This is a genomic window from Halalkalicoccus sp. CG83, assembly GCF_037081715.1.
GTDB classification, from domain to species: Archaea; Halobacteriota; Halobacteria; order Halobacteriales; family Halalkalicoccaceae; genus Halalkalicoccus; species Halalkalicoccus ordinarius.
Genome location: NZ_JAZDDH010000001.1, coordinates 599,868 through 620,231, shown reverse-complemented (window position 1 = coordinate 620,231; position 20,364 = coordinate 599,868). Strand labels below are relative to the sequence as shown.

The 20,364-nt window shown below is 65.6% G+C and carries 17 protein-coding genes and 1 tRNA gene; 7 read left to right on the top strand and 11 right to left on the bottom strand.

The features are described 5' to 3' along the window. Positions 1-307 precede the first annotated feature (307 nt). On the top strand, positions 308-604 hold the full coding sequence (locus V0Z78_RS03210) for a hypothetical protein (RefSeq protein WP_336343180.1): 297 nt from the start codon (positions 308-310) through the stop codon (positions 602-604). A 247-nt stretch (positions 605-851) separates the two neighbouring features. On the opposite strand, the gene V0Z78_RS03205 is transcribed toward V0Z78_RS03210, so the two are convergent. From V0Z78_RS03205 to V0Z78_RS03195, 3 genes are all read right to left on the bottom strand, one after another. Next, a complete protein-coding gene (locus V0Z78_RS03205; RefSeq protein WP_336343179.1) occupies positions 852-1,784 on the bottom strand; it encodes an NAD-dependent epimerase/dehydratase family protein in 933 nt (310 codons plus the stop codon). Positions 1,785-1,953: 169 nt separating this feature from the next. Further along, positions 1,954-2,442, bottom strand: coding sequence for a hypothetical protein (locus V0Z78_RS03200; RefSeq protein WP_336343178.1), 489 nt, complete (start codon positions 2,440-2,442; stop codon positions 1,954-1,956). A 260-nt stretch (positions 2,443-2,702) separates the two neighbouring features. Further along, positions 2,703-2,853, bottom strand: a tRNA-Met gene (locus tag V0Z78_RS03195). A 94-nt stretch (positions 2,854-2,947) separates the two neighbouring features. On the opposite strand from V0Z78_RS03195, the gene V0Z78_RS03190 reads away from it, so the two are divergent. Continuing rightward, positions 2,948-3,859, top strand: coding sequence for a DUF7115 domain-containing protein (locus tag V0Z78_RS03190; protein WP_336343177.1), 912 nt, complete (start codon positions 2,948-2,950; stop codon positions 3,857-3,859). On the opposite strand, the gene V0Z78_RS03185 is transcribed toward V0Z78_RS03190, so the two are convergent. The 3 genes from V0Z78_RS03185 to ilvA form a co-directional block, all read right to left on the bottom strand. Continuing rightward, positions 3,837-4,199 (bottom strand): DUF5830 family protein, encoded by a 363-nt coding sequence (locus V0Z78_RS03185; protein ID WP_336343176.1) that lies wholly within the window; start codon positions 4,197-4,199, stop codon positions 3,837-3,839. The genes V0Z78_RS03190 and V0Z78_RS03185 overlap by 23 nt on opposite strands. A 235-nt stretch (positions 4,200-4,434) precedes the next feature. Continuing rightward, positions 4,435-4,554: an HVO_2523 family zinc finger protein gene (locus tag V0Z78_RS03180; protein ID WP_336343175.1), complete on the bottom strand. Its 120-nt coding sequence runs from the start codon at positions 4,552-4,554 to the stop codon at positions 4,435-4,437. Positions 4,555-4,653: 99 nt separating this feature from the next. After that, the gene (gene ilvA / locus V0Z78_RS03175; RefSeq protein WP_336343174.1) at positions 4,654-5,916 is read right to left on the bottom strand and encodes a threonine ammonia-lyase; all 1,263 of its coding nucleotides are present in this window, start codon (positions 5,914-5,916) and stop codon (positions 4,654-4,656) included. A gap of 272 nt (positions 5,917-6,188) precedes the next feature. Here ilvA and V0Z78_RS03170 point away from each other — a divergent pair, with 272 nt between their 5' ends. The 4 genes from V0Z78_RS03170 (at position 6,189) to V0Z78_RS03155 (ending at position 10,155) form a co-directional block, all read left to right on the top strand. Then, positions 6,189-7,559: an aspartate aminotransferase family protein gene (locus V0Z78_RS03170; protein ID WP_336343173.1), complete on the top strand. Its 1,371-nt coding sequence runs from the start codon at positions 6,189-6,191 to the stop codon at positions 7,557-7,559. 115 nt (positions 7,560-7,674) lie between these two features. After that, on the top strand, positions 7,675-7,800 hold the full coding sequence (locus V0Z78_RS03165; protein WP_336343172.1) for a hypothetical protein: 126 nt from the start codon (positions 7,675-7,677) through the stop codon (positions 7,798-7,800). A gap of 2 nt (positions 7,801-7,802) precedes the next feature. After that, positions 7,803-9,431 (top strand): BCCT family transporter, encoded by a 1,629-nt coding sequence (locus V0Z78_RS03160; RefSeq protein WP_336343171.1) that lies wholly within the window; start codon positions 7,803-7,805, stop codon positions 9,429-9,431. Positions 9,432-9,504: 73 nt separating this feature from the next. Continuing rightward, positions 9,505-10,155, top strand: coding sequence for a hypothetical protein (locus V0Z78_RS03155; RefSeq protein WP_336343170.1), 651 nt, complete (start codon positions 9,505-9,507; stop codon positions 10,153-10,155). Here V0Z78_RS03155 and V0Z78_RS03150 read toward each other — a convergent pair. After that, entirely contained in the window at positions 10,152-11,438 is a 1,287-nt protein-coding gene (locus V0Z78_RS03150) for an amidohydrolase (protein WP_336343169.1), read from the bottom strand. The two genes, V0Z78_RS03155 and V0Z78_RS03150, sit on opposite strands and share 4 nt — an antisense overlap. Before the next feature lie 105 nt (positions 11,439-11,543). Between V0Z78_RS03150 and V0Z78_RS03145 the strand changes: the two genes are divergently transcribed. Next, complete coding sequence (locus tag V0Z78_RS03145) at positions 11,544-12,521, top strand: D-2-hydroxyacid dehydrogenase (protein ID WP_336343168.1); 978 nt, start codon at positions 11,544-11,546, stop codon at positions 12,519-12,521. A 2-nt stretch (positions 12,522-12,523) separates the two neighbouring features. Here the strand turns inward: V0Z78_RS03145 and V0Z78_RS03140 are convergent, their stop codons facing one another. From V0Z78_RS03140 to V0Z78_RS03125, 4 genes are all read right to left on the bottom strand, one after another. Next, entirely contained in the window at positions 12,524-13,885 is a 1,362-nt protein-coding gene (locus V0Z78_RS03140; protein ID WP_336343167.1) for an FAD-dependent oxidoreductase, read from the bottom strand. Between the two features lie 123 nt (positions 13,886-14,008). Then, positions 14,009-15,181 (bottom strand): M24 family metallopeptidase, encoded by a 1,173-nt coding sequence (locus V0Z78_RS03135; protein ID WP_409338720.1) that lies wholly within the window; start codon positions 15,179-15,181, stop codon positions 14,009-14,011. A 77-nt stretch (positions 15,182-15,258) separates the two neighbouring features. After that, a complete protein-coding gene (locus tag V0Z78_RS03130) occupies positions 15,259-16,599 on the bottom strand; it encodes a class-III pyridoxal-phosphate-dependent aminotransferase (protein WP_336343165.1) in 1,341 nt (446 codons plus the stop codon). A 119-nt stretch (positions 16,600-16,718) separates the two neighbouring features. After that, positions 16,719-19,796, bottom strand: coding sequence for an adenosylcobalamin-dependent ribonucleoside-diphosphate reductase (locus tag V0Z78_RS03125; protein WP_336343164.1), 3,078 nt, complete (start codon positions 19,794-19,796; stop codon positions 16,719-16,721). Positions 19,797-20,364: the final 568 nt, after the last annotated feature.

Sequence of the window (20,364 nt, the reverse complement as noted above, 5' to 3'; positions counted from 1 at the left end):
ACGGTGGATCGAATACGCGACGGATACGCCAGCGTCGATCACGTGGAGCGCCCGCTCGAAGACGTCCCGCCGTCGCATTTCGCCCGCTAAGTCACGAACTCCACGAGCGACGAGTACGGGATCGACGCCGGAGCGTCGAGTGGTTCCTCGGGGACGCGTCGCTCCGATCCTTCGACCGCTCGGTCGCGGACGGCGACGCCATCAACGGGCTCTCGGCCAGGGCGCGTCGACGGAGCGGCTACGATCGGAGCACGACCCTCGTGACCTGGACCCACGGCTACATCAGCCGCCGGGCCCAGGCGAGGGTATGCACACCGACCCGGACGACGTTCGCGATCGGGCCTGGGTGGAGCAGAGGCGCCCGCCGATCGACGACATAGAGGAGCCGATGTGGTTCGCGGAGGACCCCGCGACGGAGTGTGCCGGGGTCGGGCGGGTCGAGGAGGAGGCGGTCGGCAACCTCGTGGCCGTCGTCGCCGAGTACGAACGTCGAGACGGGTCGGGTCCGCCGCTGTTGAAGCTCCCCGGGAGCGTCGTCACCCGACCGTCGTTCCGCTCCGGCTCCTCGAGCTCCGTGGTCGACCGGCTCCGGTCACTGTTCTGAGTCGCCCGCTCCGAGGCGGTCGACCAGTGGCGAATCGAGCGCGTCAGTTGCTCGCTGGAACCGGCGGGTCGTCGCTCTGAGAGAGCATCGGATCGTCGGTAGTTGATACGCCGGTTTCCGAACGCCTTGAGCGCTAAGGCGATGTAGAGCACGCGATCCGTATAGGGTCGAACGTACACTGGGATCGCCGTGGCCGGTGCCATCGACCGTTCAACCGAGCGATCCGGACCGTCTCAGACAGCGCCGCTCAGTCCGCCTCGGCTACGAGATCGCGTGCGGTCTCCCGTACCGCCCGATCGCTCTCGAACTCGGGGTCCCATCCCAGTCCGGAGAGCTTCTCGATCGAGAGGCGCATCCTCGGGACGTCGCCGGTCCAGCCGCGCTCGCCGCCCGTGTACTCGTACTCGGGCTCCAGCCCGAGTTCGTCGCTGACGATGTCGGCGATCCGATCGACGGACGTCGTCGTCCGCGTCCCGAGGTTGAATGTGTTCATCGGCCTGTCGGCGTGTTCGATCACGTGGAACATCGCGTCGAGGCAGTCCTCGAGATACATGTAGGACTTCTCCTGGAGCCCGTTGCCGAGGATGGTCAGCGTCTCGGGATCCGCGCGGAGCTTCTCGACGAAGTCGGGAATCACCGCGCCGCGAAGCCGCGGCCCGACGATGTTGGCGAAGCGGAAGTTCCACACCGTCATCCCGTGGGTGTGGGCGTACGTCGAGAGCAGGCTCTCGACGGCGAGTTTGCTCGCGCCGTAGACGCTGATCGGCTCGAGCGGCGCGTAGTCCTCGGGCGTGGGGCGGGGCGCCTCCCCGTAGATCGTCGACGAGGAGGTGAACGCGATCTCGGAGACGCCGGCGTCGTCCATCGCCTCCAGAACGTTGTAGGTCATCGCGGTGTTGGCCTCGAACTGCCGGCGCGGGTTCGCGTCCTTCACGGACTTGCGCGCGGCGAGGTGGAACACGCCGTCGATCTCGCCATCGATCGCGGCGTCGATCGTCTCGGGATCGGTGAGATCGCCCTCGATCAGTTCCGCGCCGTCGGGAACCCACGACTCGCGGCCGTTCGAGAGGTCGTCCACGACGACGACGTCGTTTCCGTTCGCGAGTAGTCGTTCGGTGAGATGGGTACCGATGAAGCCGGCACCCCCGGTGATGAGTAATCGACCGTCCGTCAGGTCCATAGTTCTACGTCGAGCGACTCGCCTATCCGTGTTTTCATCGTTTTATTTGGGAGAGCGATCTTCGCCGACCCGGCCGTCGTGCTGACTGTACCTCCACGTTCGATGACGATGTCCCCGTCGGAGTCATGGGATGCAGAACCGCATCGTCCCGATGGGGGAGGACGTTGGATCAGGTCCTGATCGTCGCGTCCTTGCCGCTGACTCCCCACTTGCCATACAGGTTGCAGTTGGTGTGGAACGTGATATTGCCCTCAGTGATCGTACCATAGGGTAAGAAGACGTCACCACCGCCGTGTTCACCACATCTGTCAAGCGCGGTTTGAACGGGCGATTCATTGTTCATATCAAACGAGTCAACGCCACCGTTGTAGACAGCAACGACGTTACCGTCGGCACGAAGTTGCTGAACACTATCCCCACTCCCTTCACCACTCGTGCCGCTGAATGTGCCGATCTGTTCCCAGGCAGTCCCGTTTCCGATATATACGTTGCCCGTATCCGTCGCTAGGTATTTAGCTCCGGTTTGGGGGACAATATCTGATCGATCATCGTCAGAACCGCGATGTTCGACGTCGATATCGAGGCGTTCGAAATTTTCGTTTATCGGTACGTCCCAGTCAGAGCTACCTTTCGAAGGTGTGGTGTATCGGTCTGGCATGAATGTGAGGATGAGTGTTATACGTCGGCGGCGTTTGCAGGTCGGTGTAGCTCAGTATCACGGCCGTCAGCATAACGGATAGTGATTCTGTAGCACATCATCATAGATGGATTAACTAATAATTTATGGTATTTTCTATATGGATAAATTTCTGCCAGTTCGAAGTCGCTGAACTCGTCGAAAGCGTCGAACCCTCGAAGCCGCTCGATCGGCTCGCGAGAGACCGTTTAGGGAAATGATCCGCTACCAGCCAGGAGTAGTGCCCGGGGAGGGCTCCGAACCCTCGATCTCCGCATGTCCCAGGTTCGAGGCTCGGCGGGCCCCGTGGGAACGGGAGGCTTCCAAGGCGTACCGCACCGAATCTCAGTAACCCTATGAGTGCGGCGCTATGTCCAGCTAAGCCACCCGGGCTCGGTTCGAGGTTGTCGGCTGGCTACCTTGAAGGTTCTCATCTCCACCCACTAAACACCAATTAACTTATGTTTTCTAAGAGATGTATTCGGATATGACCCTCCCCGACGTCGTTCGAACGAACCTCGATGGCGAGCCGGTGGTCGATCGCATCCCGCTGGGCGGCGAGGACCGGCTGTTCGTCACGCCAACCCGCCTCCTCCGGTATCGAGGTGAGAGCCTGCTCAGCGACGAATCGGTCGAGGAGGTCCCCCGCAGCGCCGACCGGATCTCGGTCTCGGAGAGGCGTCGGACGACCGCGATCACCCTCGAGTACGCCGGCGACGAACGAGTGCTCTCGGTGCCGCCGGACCGACTCGAGACCGTCCTCGGTCCGCTTCTCGCAGGGATCCTCTCGGCCGACGACGTCATCGGCGCCGACGAGCGGCTCATCGAGGCGTTCCGGTTCGACGAGCTCACCGCCGTGGTGACCGACCGCCGGCTGATCGAGCACGTGGGTGCGGCCGTCTGGGACGGCGAGTACGAGGAACTCCCGTTCGAGGACGTCACCGGGCTCGAGGTCGAACGAGGGCGCGTCGCAACCGGAATCGTCCTCTCCACGGGCGATCGCCGCAAGCGGATCAAGATCCACAACGATCGGGCACGCCCGTTTGAGGAGCGTCTCCGCGAGGCGATCCGCGCATACCACGGCGTCGAGTCGATCGACGATCTGGCGGACGAGGAGGAGAGGGAGAACCACGTCGGAAAAGAGAACGAGAGCGGCGTCGACGCGTCCCCGCTCGCGAGCGTCGATCCGCTCGCTGTCGTCTATTCCGAGACGGACGACCGCGGGGAACGCCCGACCGAACCCGGCGAAAACGGTCAGTTGACCCCCGAGCCGGAATCGATCGAGGGCGAACTCGAGGCGCTCTCGGAGGCCCTCGAGAGACAGGAGGCGTTGCTCGAGAAACAGCGCAGAACGATCGAGCGAATCCGGGAGACCGTCACTCGCGATCGCGACCGGTGACCTTCCGAATACACGAGGATCCGAAGGGGCCGAGCTCGCCCGCCTCGAGTCGGATGAAGTGACCCGTCGAGAGCCCTGCGCCACAGCGACGACAGGTGAACTCCCCCTCCTTGGTGACGACCTCGCTCTCGAAGCGAACGAACGCGCCGCCTCGGGGACGGACGAGCCCGTCCTCTCGTTCGATGATCCCACGCGTCTCGGCGGTATCGAGGATCTCACGGGTGAGGTGCGGATCGGCCGTGATCGTCTCGATCCGGTCGACCGCCTCGGCGACCGAGAGCTCCTGGACCTCGAGCTTCTCGAGGAGTTCACAGCCCAGCTCGATCGGATCCTCCGCCATCGTTCAGTCTTTCCGATCCGGCATCAAAGCGCTTCCCCTCGCCGGACCAGCCGTTCGACCGACGCGAGCAGGGCAGTGGCGATCAGCGCCGCGGCACCGAGCGCGATCCAGGCGGAGCCGTAGCCGGCGAGGTCCGTGAGAAGGCCGAACGCGGGCGGGCCGAGCAGCGCACCGCCGTTGAGCGTGAGCCGTCCGCCGTCGGCGAGACATCCGGACCTCCGCTCCGGGGTGGCTCTCAGTAGAAGGTGTCCGAACAGTCGTAGACCACGCCGTGGTTCGGACAGACGTACTTACAGTGGCGACTGTACATGGGCGCCTCGCAGACCGGACAGGGACGACCGGCGGTCTCGGCCATACCGGGTGGAAGTGACCCGACGTGCTAAGCGTTCGGACGGCGATGCTCGCTCGACGACCACCGGTAGGCTACCCCGCTGACGGGCCGGATCGCGTGGGTTCACGTCCGCTCAGGGCGACCGGACGGCCCGTCCGTCCGCAGATCGTGGTCGACGACCGAGACGCCGTCCAGGTCGCCGAGCGCATCGATCACGTCCCGGAGATGGTCGGGGCTGCTCCCCTCGAGGCCGAGTTCGAGCGTCCGTCGATTGGGATCGTCCCCGCCGGCGCGCCGGCCGCGCCGAACGTCATCGAGGTCCGCGCCGTGATCGGCGAGGCGGTTCGTGATCGACGGCACTCGTTTCGAGAGCCCGTCGACCGCCAGCCGGACGGTCGCGTACCGACCGAGTTCGATCAATCCGGTCCGGACGAGGTCGGCGTGGTCGGTGAGGTCGGCGTTGCCGCCCGAGATCACCACGCCGACGTGTTCGTCTCCGACGTCGAGCGTTCCCGAGAGCAACGCCGCGAGCGACGCCGCGCCCGCCGCCTCCACGACCACCTTCTCCCGCTCGGCGAGCAGCGCCATCGCGGCGGCGATCTCCCCGTCGTTCACCGATACGACGTCGTCGACGCGTTCGCGCATCACCGCGAACGTCGTCTCCAGCAGTCGGGTGTCGGCGATCCCGTCGGCGACGGTGTCGACGTCGGCGAGTTCGTGGATCTCGCCCTTCTCGAGCGAGGGGGCGGCGTGGGCGGCGCCAGTAGGTTGAACGCCGATCACCCGCACGTCCTCGTTCAGCGCGGTGGCGATCCCCGAGATCAGCCCGCCGCCGCCGATCGGGACGAGCACGGTGTCGAGTTCGGGGTACTGCTCGCGCAGTTCGAGCCCGATCGTCCCCTGACCGGCGATGACGTGCTCGTCGTCGAACGGGTGGACGAACGCCAGGTCGTCGCGCTCCGCGAGTTCGAGCGCGCGTTCGTAGGATCGCTCGTAGATCTCGCCCTCGACGACGACCTCCGCCCCGTAGCCGCGCGTGGCGGCGATCTTCGCCGCCGGCGTGATTTCGGGGACGACGATCGTCGTCGGGACGTCGAGCAGCCGTCCCGCGAGCGCGACCCCCTGTGCGTGGTTGCCCGCGCTCGCCGCGATCACGCCGCGCTTTCGCTGTTCGGGAGAGAGCCGTGCCATGCAGTTGTACGCCCCGCGGATCTTGAACGAGCCCGTCCGCTGGAACGTCTCCAGTTTCAGTCCGACCGAGGCCGCACCGCTCGCCTCGGCGAACGTCCGCGATCGATCGAGCGGCGTCCGCTTCACGACGTCCGTGATCCGTTCGTGGGCGGACTCGACGTCGGCCAGCGACACCGGCGGGACGTCCTCGCTCATCGGTCGTCGGTCGTCCCGAACGTCGGAACGTGCACTCGTGTCATCGGCACGCGTACGGCGATCCCTCCGTTCCCGTTCCGGAACAAGCGGGCGAGAAGTGACAGTGACATACGTGTCCGATCTCCGCCGACCCACTTAACTGCACACAGATACCGATGTGGCGGCTACGGGAACGGAAACCGAGTCGAATCGGGAGGAGAGGTTATCGCAATCTGTGTATGACGATTGCGATAATCGTTAACTTATTTATCGATGGTGGGCATCGTCGTCGTATGGCAGGACCACCGATCGAGGAGCTCCACTTCACGGACGCCCCGGACGTCGGCGACGTGCCGGGACCCGAATCGAGGCGACTGGTCGAGAAGCAACGGCGGATCGACAGCAGCGCCGTCGCCTACCCCAACGACGTCCCGTTGGCGTTCGAGGAGGGGAGGGGAGCGACGCTTCGCGACGCCGACGGCAACACGTTCATCGATCTCTTTGCAGGTATCGGCGTGCTCAACGTCGGCCACGCGAACCCCTACGTGATGGAGGCGGTCCACGAGCAGGCCGACAAGCTCGTCCACACCGTCGACTTCCCCACCGAGGCACGCCTCGAGCTCATCGAGACGCTCGATCGGATCGCGCCGGGCGAGCTGGCGGGTGACAACCGGGTGGTGTTCGGCGGGCCGACCGGCAGCGACGCGATCGAGGCGGCGATCAAGCTCGCGAAGTACAACACCGGCGGCGACGGCCTGATCGCCTTCCGCGGGGCGTACCACGGCCCGACCAGCGGCGCGATGAGCCTCACCTCCAACAGGAAGTTCAAGGGCCACTACACGCCGCTGCTCCCCGAGGTCGTCCACGCGCCCTACCCCTACGCGTTCCGACAGGGAAAGAGCGAGGACGAGGCGACCAAGGACGCCCTCGAGGAGGTCCGGGCGATCGTCGAGGACCCCTACGGCGGGCTCGCGAACCCCGCGGGCATCTTCGTCGAGCCGATCCAGGGCGAGGGCGGCGTCGTCGTCCCCCCTGAGGGTTTCCTTCCGGGACTTCGCGAGATCGCCGACGACAACGCCCTGCCGCTGGTGTTCGACGAGATCCAGTCGGGGCTCGGGCGCTCGGGCGAGTGGTTCGCCTGCGAGCACTTCGACGTCACGCCCGACGCGATGACGATGGCGAAGGCTCTGGGGGGAGCCGGCTTTCCCCTCTCGGCGACGATGTATCGCGAGGAGCTCGACACGTGGGGACCGGGCGACCACGCCGGTACCTACCGGGGCCACGTCGTCGCGATGCGCGCGGGTACGCGGGCGATCGAGTACGTCGAGGAGCACGACCTGCTGGCCCACGCCCGCGAGCTCGGCGAGTACCTCCGCGAGAGGCTGCGCGAGGCCGGCGAGGCGAACCCGCTTCTGGCCGAGGTCCGCGGGAGGGGGCTGTTCATCGGCGCGGAGTTCTCGCTCGACGGCGAGCCCGCCGATTGGGTCGTCGACGCGATCCAGCGCTACTGTTACGAGCACGGGGTGCTGGTCTGGACGGCCGGCAGACACGGGAGCGTCCTGCGCCTGCTGCCGCCGCTCGTGCTCACCCACGAACTAGCCGAGACCGCGATGGACGTCGTCTGCGACGCGATCGAACACGTCGCCCCGACGCGGGCGGTCTGAGGGGTCTCGACGTTCGTCGCGTTTTCCTCGTCCCGAGAGCGAATATACGTAATATGTGTGTGCCATCTACAGTAAGCGGAACTCTTATGCACGCTCCTGTCAGTGTGATCGGTAGATGACACCACGCACCACACGAAAGGAGGTACTGAGTGACAGTCGAGCGGAGACGGACGACGTCCCGGTCGGGGCGGGGGAGAAGAGCGTGCGTCGTCGGGTCGACGGCCGTCACGGGGGGAGCTAACCGTGTCCGACGGCGACGACCTCGGGGCGGTCGGACGCTTCCGAGAGGAGATCGATCCGATCGTCTTCCTCTTCGGTGCCGGCCTGACGGTAGGCGTCATCGCGCTCTACTTCATCAGTCCCACCACCGTCGAGAACGGTATCGCGTACCTCAACCAGGGGATGCTCCAGTACCTGAACTGGGCGCTTCTCGTGATCGTCTTCCTGGTCGTCCTCTTTCTGATCTTCCTGATCCTCGGTCCGTGGGGGAAGATCAAGTTCGGCGACGACCCGCCCGAGTACAGCTTCGTCTCCTTCTTCACAATGCTGTACTCAGCGGGCTTCGCGGCGGGCGTCGTGTTCTGGGGGCCGACGGAGGCGCTGTTCTACTACGCCGAGCCCTCGCCGCTGTTCGACGTCTCGGGGGGATCGGCCGAGGCGATAACCATCGCCATCCAGCAGACGCTGTTCCACTGGGCGCTCCCCCAACTCGCGGTGTTCACGATCATGGGGCTCGCGATCGGCTACTTCACGTACAACTACGACGTCCCTCTCAGGGTCTCCTCGGCGCTCACGCCGATCCTCGGGGCCGATAACCTCGACGGGCCGATCGCCAAGACGGTCGACGTCCTCGCGGTGTTCGCCACCATCGGCGGCGTGGCGACGTCGCTCGGGTTCATCGGGAGCCAGTTCATCAGCGGGCTGAGCTACCAGTGGGGGATCGACCTCGGCAACACGGGCATCCTGCTCGTGGTGACGATGATGACGCTGCTGTTCACCATCTCGATGGTGCTCGGCGTCGACAAGGGGATCCGGCGACTCTCGAACTTCAACATGATCCTCTTCGTGGCCCTGATGATCGCGACCTTCATCGTCGGTCCATCGGCCTTCCTGCTGCTGATCGGGACGCAGGCGGTCGGGGGGATGATCACCGACTTCGTCTCGATGAGCCTCTTCACCGGCGCGGGCGTCGAGGGCGGTACGGAGTGGGCGAACGCGTGGACGGTCTTCTACTGGGCGTGGGCGCTCTCGTGGTCGCCCTTCGCCGGCGTGTTCATCGCGCGGATCTCCCGTGGCCGAACCGTGCGAGAGGTCGCCTTTACCGGCATCGCCGCGACGTCGGGAGCGACCATCCCGTGGTTCACGTTCGTCGGCGGGACCGCGGTCTGGGCCCAGCACAACGGCGTCGCCGACTTCGGTGCGGTGATCGCGGGCGAGGCCGGTGCGGAGGTCTCCGGCTTCATCCTCTTCGAGGCGTTCCCGCTCGGGACGGCGTTCATGATCGCGTTCATGATCCTCGTCACGACCTTCTTCGTCACCTCGGCGGACTCCTCGACGCTCGCCGTCTCGATGATGACCACCGGCGGCAAGGCCCAGCCGTCGAACATCAACCGCATCTTCTGGGGCGTCGTGCTGGGGATGACCGCGGCGATCCTCATGATCATCGGCGGCATCGAGGCGCTGCAGTCGGCGGCGATCATCACGGGTGCTCCGTTCGCCTTCGTCTGCTTCCTGGCGATGCTCGGGCTCGCGAAGCACTTCAGCGCGACCCACGGCCGCGTGATCCTCCAGGACGACGCCTGGGTGATCGGCTCGCGGCCCGAACGACGCACGCCAGCGGACACGCCGCCCGTCGCCGACGACGACGACTGAACCCCGTGTTCGCGTCGTCGTCCCGATACAAGCAAGCATAAGGGTTATCCAAGGTCGTACACGGAATCTGTGTATGGAAGACGCCGATAGCGCCGCATCGACCGGCGAACTCGCGCTCGATCCGAACCGGGACCGGGGTGTTCTAACGCCCAGCGACCGGGAGTTCCTGCTCGGTCGCAAGACCGACTACACCGAGCACTCGAAGAAGCAGAAACGAAACCGGATTCGACGCCGGGTCAGAAACGCCATCCTCGACTTCACCATCCTCTTCGACCACCTCGACGACCGCGACCGCGAGACGGTGTTCGATCCGGACGACGCCGAGCGTGACGCCTACACCCGGGGGATCGTCGACATGCTCGCCTTCCTCCACTTGGGGACGATGGGCTACTCGACGCCCTTTAAGGACATGCTGGCCCAGGGCGTCTCGAAGGGCGAGCAGGCCCTCGCCGGTTCGGACTACCGGATGGTGAACGTGGAGTTCAACGTCGACCCGGTGGGCCGGATCGACGTCGACGAGGTGGTCGAGAAGCTCGACCAGGGCCGATTCGACGAGATCACCGACGGGGAGCTCCGCGCGTTCGCCCGGCTGCTCGCGGAGTCAGAGGACTTCTCGCCGGTTCCGCTGCGCGACGAGATCAAGGGACAGATGGACACGTTCGTCGAGCGGGCGGCCGAGGCCGCCGTCCAACGCGACCGGCACGTCGAGGAGCTGACCGACTAGGACCGCACGGGTCGGTCGGCCGCGATCCGGTCGATGGATCCCGAGAGCACGGAGACGGCGGTTTCCATGCTCTCCTCGTCGACGTCGAAGTGGGGCGTGTGGTGGCTGTCGGGGTGGTCCGTACCGACGATGACGTAGGAGGCGAGTCCCCCCGCCTCCTGAACCGCCCGCATCAGGAAGGTCGCGTCCTCGCTCGCGCCGAAGTCGGCGCTCCGGATCGGGCTGTCGACCCCCTCTACCCCTTGGGCGACCCCGTGGACGACGTCGCGGAGTTCGGGATCGCTATCGGCCCGGGGCGACTCGCTATGGACGTGGAGATCGACCTCGCAGTCGTGCATCCGGGCGGCCGCTTCGAAGGTCCGTTCGAGGCGCTCGCGCATGTACTCCATCAGCGCGGTCGTCTCGCCGCGCACCTCCGCGGCGACCGTCGCACCCTCGGCGATCACGTTGCTCGCGGTACCGGCCTCGACCCGGCCGACGTTCACGCGCGTCATGCCCTCCGCGTGGCGCGGGATCCCGTAGACGTTCCCGACCGCCGTCGCCATCGCCTGGATCGCGTTCGCCCCCTCGTTCGGCGCCTTACCGGCGTGGGCCGACCGTCCTCGGAACTCGGCGTTCAGGTGGCTCATCGCGAGCGGCTTCTCCATGCCCGCGACCACCTCGCCCGAGGGGTGATCGAGCCCGACGTGGACGCAGAGCAGGTACTCGATTCCTGCCATGTAGGGGCCCTCGGCCATCGGCCGTCCGCCGCCACCCTCCTCCTCGGCGGGCTGGAAGAACACCGTCAGCCGCCCCTCGAAGTCGCTCTCCTTCACCGCCTCGAGGGTCCCCAGACCGATCGCCATGTGGGCGTCGTGGCCGCAGGCGTGCATCAGCCCCTCGTGCTCGGATCGAAACCCCTCCCGGGCCGGCCGGTGGTCGTCGGTCTCCTCCTCGATGAACAGCGCGTCGACGTCCACGCGGAGGCCGATCGAGGGTCCCTCGCCGCGGTCGAGGACGGCCACACAGCCGGTGTAGCCACCCTCGCAGGCCTCGAGCACGTCCCCGCGGGCACCCTTCTCCCGCGCTCGCTCGAACCACCGCCGGAGCTCCTCGTCGGCGGGAACGGCCATCCGTCTCTCGGGATCCATCGCCTCGCGGCCCACCGCGAGCTCATCGACCCCGATCCGCTCGAGCTCGTCGACCAGCAGGCTCGTCGTGTAGAACTCCCGCCAGGCCGGCTCCGGATACCGATGAAGGGTGCGGCGGCGGTCGATCGTCCGCTCCCGTGCGCTCCGTGACATTCTCACGCGTCCTCGTCGCCCCATCTACTTAAAACATACACGGGAATCGTTGAAGCCGAACACGAAGACTTTAGCGGCGAGCCAGCGATCGAGCCAAGCGTTACCATGACCGACGACGCATACGACGTCCTGGTCCTCCGCGAGGGGACCGAAGGCCTGTCCACGGAGCCGTACGCCGCGGAGCTACGCGAACGCCTGCCCGACCACGAGGTTCGGCGTGCACGCACGCCGGGCGAGGAGCGCGACCTGATCACGGACGCGCGGGTCGTCACGGGCGTCCGGATCGACGAGGGGCTGCTCTCGCACGCCGACCGTCTCGAGCTGTTCGCCTGTGCGTTCGCCGGGACCGAGCATCTGCCGATGGACGCGCTCCGCGAACGGGGAATCACGGTGACGAACGCCGGCGGGATCCACGCGCCGGGGATCGCGGAGGGGGCGCTCGGCAACGTGCTCGTCTTCGCCCGCCGGCTCCACGAGGGCTGGCGGCGCAAGGGGAACCGGGAGTGGCGTCACTTCCAGTCCGGCGAGCTGACGGGAAGTACGGTGACGGTCGTCGGCCTCGGCTCGATCGGCCGGGCGCTCGTCCAGCGGCTAGAGGGCATGGAGGTCGAGACGATCGGGGTCCGATACTCCCCCGAGAAGGGCGGGCCCACCGACGAGGTGATCGGCTTCGAGGAAGAGGCGCTGCACGACGCGCTCGCACGAACCGAGTATCTCGTGATCGCCTGCCCGCTGACCGACACCACTAGGGGGCTGATCGGCGAGGCGGAGTTCGCGACCCTCCCCCCGGAGGCGGTGGTGATCAACGTCGCGCGCGGGCCCATCGTCGACACCGACGCGCTCGTGAACGCGATCCAGTTCAACGGCATCAGGGGAGCGGCGCTCGACGTCACCGATCCCGAGCCGCTTCCCCCGAACCACGTGCTGTGGGGGTTCGAGAACGTGTTGATCACGCCGCACACCGGCGGCCACACGCCGAGACACTGGGATCGGCTCGCGGAGATCGTCGCCGACAACGTCGAACGTTTCGAGGAGACCGACTCGTTCGAGGGGTTGGAGAACGTGGTGTTCGCGCCGGAGTAACCTCAGTCGTCCCCGACGGCCGCCATCTCCTCTCGGGGGAAGTTCTCGATCGTCTCCGCCCTGAAGTCCGCCTCGTCGAACTCGTACTCCCCGTCGAGGAACTCGATCAGGGTCCTGGTATCGCGCATGGCGTTCTTCAGACACGTCGATGCGCCCGGCGAGGGGGTGACGTTGAAGATGACGTCCTCGCCGACGATCTTGGCCTCCCCCATGTCGAGGGTCTTCCCCTCGGTGTCGACGATCTGCGGTCGCACGCCGCCGTAGCCCGTGGCCCGTTCGATGTCGTCGAGTTCGACGCTCGGGACGACCTTCCGGACGTGGGGGAGGAACGCCCGCTTTCCGACCACGGGGACGTCGTAGACCAGGTTCCTGAGCACGTACGGCAACAGGATCCGATCCGCGAGGACGTTGCCGTAGCTCAGGAACGAATCGGCGTTCAGCCCGAACACGTCGAGGAAGTCCTCGACGGTCGAGAGCCGCCCCCGTTCGAGCGTCGGAACGAGTTTGGCCGTCGGTCCGAAGCGGGTGACGCTATCGTCGTGGACGTCCGCGTCGCCGTGGATCGCGGCGAACGGGAGCTTCTGCATCTGGAGCGTGTAGACCTTGCCGTTCAGGAGGTCGTCGCCCAGGAAGAAGCTTCCGGCGATGGGGAGCAGGGACATGTCCTCGCCGTAGCCCATCTCCCTTGCGACCTGGAGGCTGTGAGATCCCGCGGCGACCACGGTCGTCTCCGCCTCGAACCACCCCGCGTCGGACTCGATGACGAATCCGTCGTCGGTCTCGTCGATCCGCTTCACCTCTGCGCCCGTGTAGACGTCGACCCCGGCCTCCGCGCACGCGTTCTCGATGAACGACTTCGCGGTCTCGCCGTAGTCGACGACGTAGCCGTCGGACGTCTGGAGGGCCATCATCTCCGTCTCCGGGTCCCGTCCCTCGACGACCTTCGGCTCGATCTCCGCGATCTCCTCGCGCCCGATCGGCCTGAGCTTCGGATAGAGGTCCGAAAAGCCCTCGTCGTGGTATCTCGTCTCGAGCTCCCGGACCTCCTCCTCGCCGACCGCCAGCACCATCTTGCTTCGCTTGCTGTGGATCTCCCGGTCGGGATCCTCCTCCTCGAGATAGCCGGCGAGCAGTTGGGCCCCCTCGTTCACCTCCTCCGCCTTCTCGCGGGAGTAGTTGGTCTCGATGTCGCCGAAGTGAAGCGTCTGGGAGTTGTTGGTGTGGTGGGAGTTGATCGCCGCGATCTCCTCCTCCTTCTCCAGGAGCGCCACCCGTTCGATGTCGGTGAACTTCGACACCGTATAGAGCAGCGATGCGCCGCTGATTCCTCCGCCGACGATGACGAGGTCGTATTGGTCTACCATGAGTAAATCCTCCGAGTCCGGGACCGCTCTCATGGGTCGGTTGGGAACTGGACTACTTTTTCATGTCGGTATCCGGCGATGGAAACGGTACCATGTCACACCTCGGGCGGCCCGGCCCGCCGGTCAGACCGAGAACACCCGCTGGGGGAACGAGGAGAAGCGTTCGGCGCCGGTCGCGGTCACGCGAAAGGACTCGCTGATCTCGACGCCGAGCTCGTCGGTCCAGATCCCGGGGATCATGTGGAACGTCATGTTCTCCTCGAGCACCGTCTCGTCGCCGGGGCGCAGGCTCGCGGTGTGCTCGCCCCAGTCCGGCGGGTAGCCCAGCCCCATCGAGTAGCCGATCCGATCGGCCTTCTCGATGCCGTGTCTCGCGATCGTCTCGCGCCAGGCCCGTTCGACCGCCTCGCACGTTACTCCGGGTTCCGCGGCGTCGAGCGCCGCGTTCAGCCCCTCGACGACGACCTCGCCGACCCGTCCCATCTCCTCGGGGACGTCGCCGACCACGGCGGTCCGCGCGAGCGGCGAGTGGTACCGGTGGCGACAGCCCGCGAGTTCGATGATCACGGGATCGCCCTCCTCGAACGGCTCGTCGGACCAGGTGAGATGTGGCGTCCCCGTGTGCTCGCCCGAGGGCATCAGCGGGACGATCGCGGGGTAGTCGCCGCCGAACTCGTCGGTCCCCTCGATCAGGGTGTGATAGATCTCCGCGGCGACGGTCGATTCGGGTACTCCGGCGCCGATCGCGTCGATGCCCGCCTGCATCGCCGCCTCCGAGAGCTCGGTGGCCTGTTGGATCAGCTCGAGCTCTGCGTCCGATTTCTTGATGCGGACCCAGCCCACCAGCAGCGTCGCGTCGGAGAAGGTCGCCTCGGGGAGTCTCTCCTGGAGACGCTGGTGGGACTTCGCGGTGTAGTAGGAGGCGTCCATCTCGACGCCGATCCGGGTGTCGTCCCGATCCATCTCCTCGAGAACGCGCGCGACGAAGTCCATCGGGTGTTTGTCGACCGGCGAGTGGACGTGATCGTCGCTGTACGACCGGAGGTTCTCGTGGTCGATCCAGACCGTGGCTTTCGCGCCGTTCTCGTCCATCCTTCGGCCGATCCAGACGGGCTGGTCGTGGTCCAGCGAGACCACTAACCCTTGATGAACGTAGAACGACCAGCCGTCGTAGCCCGAGAGGTAGTTCATGTTCGCCGGATCGGCGAGGAAGAGCGTCTCGAGGCCCTCCTCACGCATTCGGTCCTTCGTCCGCTCCAGTCGTCGCTCGTACTCCGATCGCTCGAACGGGTGCACGGTAATCACTAACGAGAAGGGACTCTCCACCCCGCCACTTATGGTTTTCGTGTATCGTGAGAACGAAATCCGTTAATTTACGCCGCCTCGATCGCGTCGAGAAACAGCGAGACGCCGAGATCGATCTCTCGTTCGGTGACGTCGAGCGGCGGTAACAGTCGGACGGTCTTGTAGCCACACCCGAGCGTGAGCAGGCCGCGTTCGAGTCCCCCCTTCACGACGGTGTTGCGCCGCTCCTTCGAGTCGAACTCGACGGCGAGCATCAGCCCTTTCCCCCTGACCTCCTCCACGCCGTCGGTATCGGCGTCCCGGATCAGCTCCTTCACCTGCCGTCCCCGCTCGATGGCGTTCTCGAGCAGGTCGTAGTCGTCGATCGCGTCGAGCGTGAACACCCCCTGGGCCGCCGCGACGAGGTCGCCGCCGCCCCAGGTCGAGCCCAGTCGGTTCTTCTCCTCGGGGAATATCTCGGATCGGGAGATCGTCGCCCCCGACCGCAGCGCCTTCGCGCTACAGATCACGTCGGGTTCGATGGCGTAGTGGTCCGCCGCCCACATCTCCCCGGTCCGGCCCATCCCGGACTGGATCTCGTCGACGATCAGGTGGACGTCGTGGGTCTCACAGACCCGCTGGACCTCCTCCATGAACGCATCGCTCGGGAACCGATAGCCGCCGACGCCCTGAACGGGTTCGAGGATCAGGAAGGCGACTTCCCGGGGATCGAGATAGCCCCGCTCGGGGTCGAGCATCCGTTCGAGCTGGGAGCGTCCACCCGCGAAGAAGCCACACGAACAGGTCGACCGCTCGCAGTTGCGGTCCTCACAGAACGGCACCGTCCGGGTGCCGGCGACCTCGGGGTACGCCCGCGTGTAGACGTCGCCCGAGCGCGTCATCGAGAGCGTTCCGAGGGTTCGACCGTGGAAGGCCCCGAGGAAGGTGATCCCGTACTTGCGCTCGGGCGTGTTCGCATACGATATCTTCATCGCGTTCTCGATCGCCTCGGCGCCGGAGTTCGAGAGGAAGACGGTGTCCATGTCGTACTGGGAGCTGCTCTCCACGAGGCGCTCCATGAGCTGGGCGGCCCCCGGTATGTCGGGGTTCTCGGGGCCGCCGCGGGAGCCGGCGTAGAAGTCCTGGCCGGCGATCTTCAGCGGGTCGACGAGGTCGAACTCGGCCATCCGCTCGGTGAGCTTCGGGTTGTTGTAGCCGAGCGGCGCGGCGCCGATGTGACAGGTGAAATCGAGGAAGACGTTGCCGTCGAGATCGGTACAGAAGGGGCCCTCGGCCTCCCCGGAGACGTCCCAGGCGAACTCGTGGGCGTGCTCGCTCGGGGCGGAGTAGCGATGGTGGTACTCGATCCACTCTCGAGTCCGCTCCCCGGGGAGCCCCCGAACGCTCGGCTCCGCGCTCTCGCGATCCATACACAGGAACCGTATACATCGTTATTAACTCTTGTTATGGATCGGACGCGAGAGCCGGCGCCGTCGCTGACGAATACGGAGACGGAGAACGCAGCGAGAACGAAGAAGGCGTTAGGAGCTCAGCACTCCGACCAGCCACAGGACTCGCAGGTCTTGCAGCCCTCGGAGTAGTAGAGCGACATCGACCCGCAGTCCGGACACTCGGGACTCTCGCCCGCGTCGATCAGGTCCTGATGGGCGTCGGAGTCGGCGTCCCCCATCGCGGCGGCCGCTCCGCCGTCGGTCTCGGGCTCCGCCGTCTCCTCCAGCTCGGTGAGGTTCTGCTGTTTGGGGTAGGCGCGTTCGATCTCGCCGTCGAGATATCGGCGCATCGCGGTGCCGATCGCGTCGGGGATGGAGTTGATCTGCTGGCCCTTGTCCCAGGCGACCTTCGGCGAGCGGATGCCCTGAAGTTCGTCGGCGATCTCCTCGGGATCGACGCCCGATCGAAGCGCCGTCGAGATAGTCTTCGCGAGCGCCTCGGTGAAGCTCGCGGTGAACCCGCCCGAGTTGCCGATGTTCGCGAACAGCTCGAACGGCCGGCCCTCGGCGTCCTCGTTGATGTTGACGTAGAGCTTGCCGTAGCCGGTGTCGATGCGCTGGGTCACGCCGTGGAGCACGTCGGGACGGGTACGCTTCTTCGCGTACTGGCCCGACTCGGGGGTGAAGCTGACCTCGCCCTCGATGGTGGCGCGGACCTCCTCGTGGTCGAGGAACTCGTCGATCCCACCGAAGACCTCCGAGATCTGCTCGATCAACGCCTCGGCGGCCTCCTCCTCGTCGGCGAACTCCGCGTTGTCCGCGCGGGTGGTGAGCACCTGCTTCGACCGGGTGCCGTCGCGGTAGACGGTGACGCCCTTGCCGCCGTTGTCGTAGATATATCTGTACACTTCCTCCATGTCCTCGCGCGAGGCGGAGTTGGGGAAGTTACACGTCTTCGAGATGGCGCTGTCGACGCCCGACTGGCAGGCACACTGCACCGCGGCGTGGTCCTTTCCGGCGAGGTCGCTCGTGACGACGAACAGCTCGCCGATCGCGTCGGGGACGGTCTCGAGGCCCTCGACGCCGTCGAATTCATTACTACTCATCTGGTCCTGTGCCTCGCGCTTCACGGCATCGACGTCGATCGCGTTGTCCTCCAGCACGCGCAGGAAGTAGTCGTCGAACTCGACGAGCATCTCGTCGCCCTGGACGTCGTCGCTCACGTTCTTGTAGTAGGCGACGTTGTAGATGGGCTCACAGCCGCCGGTGGTGTTGCCGACCATCGACGTGGTGCCGGTGGGGGCGATCGTCGTCGTGTTGTGGTTGCGGATCGGGAAGCCGTCGGCCCACTCCTCCGCGTCGAGCCCGGTGTGGTGTTCGAACCACTCGGCGTACTCGGTGGGGTTCGCGTACTTCGAGTCCTCCCAGTCGGTGAAGACGCCCCGCTCGGTGGCGAGTTCGTGGGAGGTCCACTTCGACTCGTGGTTGATGTGGGTCATCAGCTGGCGGGCGATCTCGTTGCCCGTCTCGGAGCCGTAGCGTACGCCGAGTTGGATGTAGAGCTGCGCGAGCCCCATGATGCCCAGGCCGATCTTTCGCATCTCTCTCACTTTCTCCTCGATCTCGGGCACCGGGAAGTCCGACATCGTAACGACGTTCTCCAGGAAGCGCGTTCCCATGGCGATGCGCGTGTCGAACTCCTCGACGTCGATCGCCTCCTCGAGGTAGGCGCTGACGGCCGCCTCGAACGAGTCGAACTCGCTCTCGTGCTCGTCGTACCAGACACGCCAGTCGGGAGCGTCCATGGCAGCGAGCGTCGAGAGGTTGATGTGACCGAGGTTGCACGCCTCGTACTCCTCGAGGGGCTGTTCGCCACAGGGGTTGGTCGCGAGGATTCGGTGGTCGGGGTGTTCCTCGACGTCGAACGAGTGTTCCTTGTTGACTCGCTCGAGGTAGATCACGCCGGGCTCGCCGTTCTCGTAGGCGCCCTCGACCATGCGATCCCAGAGGACGTCGGCGGGGATCGAGAGCTCCTCACCGACCGTGACGTGCTCGCCGAGTCCGTACCGGGAGTACATCTCCTTGGTCTCGGCGGTCGCGATGTGGGGTTCCTCCGTCCGGGGGTTCTCGAAGGTGAACTCCTCGTCGTTGTAGAGCGCCTCCATGAAGCCGTCCGTCACGCCGACGCTGATGTTGAAGTTCGAGAGGTGGCCCTCGACGGCGTTCCTGAGGTGTTTGGGCACTCGCCCGTCGTCGTCGATCAGCCCGCGGGCCTCCTCCAGAGCCTCCGAGAAGGTGGTGTAGGTGTAGTCGTCGGGGTCGTTGAGCCGCAGCGTGTGCGCCAGCGAGACGTCCTTGTTCTTCGCGTGGATGAACTCGATGACGTCGGGGTGGCTGACCCGCATGACGCCCATCTGGGCGCCACGGCGGGTGCCGCCCTGGGCGATCGTTTCGCACATCTGGTCGAACGTGCGCATGAACGTGATCGGGCCCGAGGCGATCCCGCCCGTGCTTCCCACGCTATCGCCGTACGGCCGCAGTCGCCAGAACGCATACCCCATCCCGCCGCCGGACTGGAAGACCTCCGCCGCTTCCTTCGCGGTCTGGTGGATGTCGCTGATGTCGTCGTCGGGCGAGTCGACGAAACACGCCGAGAGCTGCTGGAGCTCGTCGCCCGCGTTCATCAGCGTCGGGCTGTTGGGGATGAAAGAGAGCTGCTCCATCAGCTCCTGGAACTCCTCGGCCGTCTCCTCGACGTGCTCGCGGATCTCCTCGGGTAGCTCGGGAACGATCGTCTCGTAGGTGAACTTGCTGACGTTGTAGACGGAGAGTTCGGTCTCGGTATCGTCTTCCACCGTCGTTCCGGCTCCGAACACCTCGGCGGCGAGCTCGTCGCGCCGGGGGTGGTCGGGTTTGAGCTGGTCGGGCGTGACCGTGAGCTCGACGTCGCGCTTCTCGGCCTCGAAGACCGCCTCCGCGAGCGCGATGTTCCTCGCGACGCGCTCGAAGAGCTCCTCCTGGGTCTCGATCAGTTCGCCCTCGGCGTTCTTCCGGAGATATCGGGCGGGGAGGATGTTGTCGTAGGCGTTGGCGGTGAGTCGCTCCTGGAGGGTCTCGCCCTCGGTGCGCTTCACCGGGAGGGTCACCTCCTCGGCGGAGAGGTCGGCGCGGCTCACGCGCGGACCACCTCGGCTACGCTAGGGCCCATCGAGCGAGCGATTCGTGGTTCTAACTGGGGTTGAGAAACTCCCATTTGTGACGGAACCTCCCTCTGCCCCCGGGAGTATAAGTTTACTTCTTTCGCGCAAGCATAGTTAGAAACATTCGATATAGATCCGTCTGGTCCGTGTGTTGGGCGTTCTCCCATCCGTTCCACCGACTGATACGACGCGGCGGACCTACTATAATGTGTCCAAAGCGGAGTGGAAGTGGTCGTGGAGCTGATACCTAAATACAAACACGATGCTCAATGCCTAATCCACAACGCTCATTACGTTAGTTCACGACGGTGGTGATGTGTGATTGTGGGGGAGCGACTCGCGTCGTTCCGCCCGGCTTAAATCATAAAGAGCTGCTGCTACACCATTTGAAGGAGAACGATGAGCAACAGTAGGATTAAAATCACCTCTCCCGGTCCGATGTTCTTCCATCCCCGCGAATAGGTTGGGATATCGTCATCGGAATGAGTCGGTGGTAGAGAGTCTGAATGAGATCGATCCTGATCACGGAGTTGATCGCCGTTTG

What these genes read in the sequence shown, in the direction of transcription:
- V0Z78_RS03210 (WP_336343180.1), top strand. Translation starts at nt 308, where the DNA reads ATGCACACCGACCCGGACGACGTTCGCGATCGGGCCTGGGTGGAGCAG.
- V0Z78_RS03205 (WP_336343179.1), bottom strand. Translation starts at nt 1,784, where the DNA reads ATGGACCTGACGGACGGTCGATTACTCATCACCGGGGGTGCCGGCTTC.
- V0Z78_RS03200 (WP_336343178.1), bottom strand. Translation starts at nt 2,442, where the DNA reads ATGCCAGACCGATACACCACACCTTCGAAAGGTAGCTCTGACTGGGAC.
- V0Z78_RS03190 (WP_336343177.1), top strand. Translation starts at nt 2,948, where the DNA reads ATGACCCTCCCCGACGTCGTTCGAACGAACCTCGATGGCGAGCCGGTG.
- V0Z78_RS03185 (WP_336343176.1), bottom strand. Translation starts at nt 4,199, where the DNA reads ATGGCGGAGGATCCGATCGAGCTGGGCTGTGAACTCCTCGAGAAGCTC.
- V0Z78_RS03180 (WP_336343175.1), bottom strand. Translation starts at nt 4,554, where the DNA reads ATGGCCGAGACCGCCGGTCGTCCCTGTCCGGTCTGCGAGGCGCCCATG.
- ilvA (WP_336343174.1), bottom strand. Translation starts at nt 5,916, where the DNA reads ATGAGCGAGGACGTCCCGCCGGTGTCGCTGGCCGACGTCGAGTCCGCC.
- V0Z78_RS03170 (WP_336343173.1), top strand. Translation starts at nt 6,189, where the DNA reads ATGGCAGGACCACCGATCGAGGAGCTCCACTTCACGGACGCCCCGGAC.
- V0Z78_RS03165 (WP_336343172.1), top strand. Translation starts at nt 7,675, where the DNA reads ATGACACCACGCACCACACGAAAGGAGGTACTGAGTGACAGTCGAGCG.
- V0Z78_RS03155 (WP_336343170.1), top strand. Translation starts at nt 9,505, where the DNA reads ATGGAAGACGCCGATAGCGCCGCATCGACCGGCGAACTCGCGCTCGAT.
- V0Z78_RS03150 (WP_336343169.1), bottom strand. Translation starts at nt 11,438, where the DNA reads ATGTCACGGAGCGCACGGGAGCGGACGATCGACCGCCGCCGCACCCTT.
- V0Z78_RS03145 (WP_336343168.1), top strand. Translation starts at nt 11,544, where the DNA reads ATGACCGACGACGCATACGACGTCCTGGTCCTCCGCGAGGGGACCGAA.
- V0Z78_RS03140 (WP_336343167.1), bottom strand. Translation starts at nt 13,885, where the DNA reads ATGGTAGACCAATACGACCTCGTCATCGTCGGCGGAGGAATCAGCGGC.
- V0Z78_RS03130 (WP_336343165.1), bottom strand. Translation starts at nt 16,599, where the DNA reads ATGGATCGCGAGAGCGCGGAGCCGAGCGTTCGGGGGCTCCCCGGGGAG.